At 40.5% G+C, this 341-nt stretch carries 1 protein-coding gene; it reads left to right on the forward strand.

Going from position 1 to position 341, the window contains the following annotated elements; genetic code table 11:
• Nucleotides 1-330: polyprenyl synthetase family protein (locus C1G53_RS11050; protein WP_192873129.1), on the forward strand; the 330-nt coding region annotated here is incomplete at its 5' end.
• Nucleotides 331-341: the final 11 nt, after the last annotated feature.

Below are 341 nucleotides of genomic sequence, written 5' to 3' on the forward strand. Positions count from 1 at the left end.
TTTGTAGCAGCAGGTTTGATTGCAGGACAATCAGATGTGGTAATCAACCATTTGCGACAAGCGGGTCAATTAATTGGTCTAGCCTTTCAAGTTCGGGATGATATTTTGGATGTGACAGCCACTTTTGAGGAAATCGGAAAAACTCCCCAAAAAGATGTATTGGCTGAGAAGTCTACCTACCCTGCCCTAATGGGACTGGAAGCCTCAAAAGTCTTTCTAGAAGATAGCTTGAATCAAGCAATCAACGAGCTAGATCAAGTGGCTAAACAAGTCCCATTTTCAACAGAAAAAATCAAAGAAATCATAGAAAGTTTACGAATCAATGGCTAAGGAAAGAGTAG

This window comes from Streptococcus suis (genome assembly GCF_002960445.1).
In the GTDB taxonomy this organism is placed as follows: Bacteria; Bacillota; Bacilli; order Lactobacillales; family Streptococcaceae; genus Streptococcus; species Streptococcus hyiners.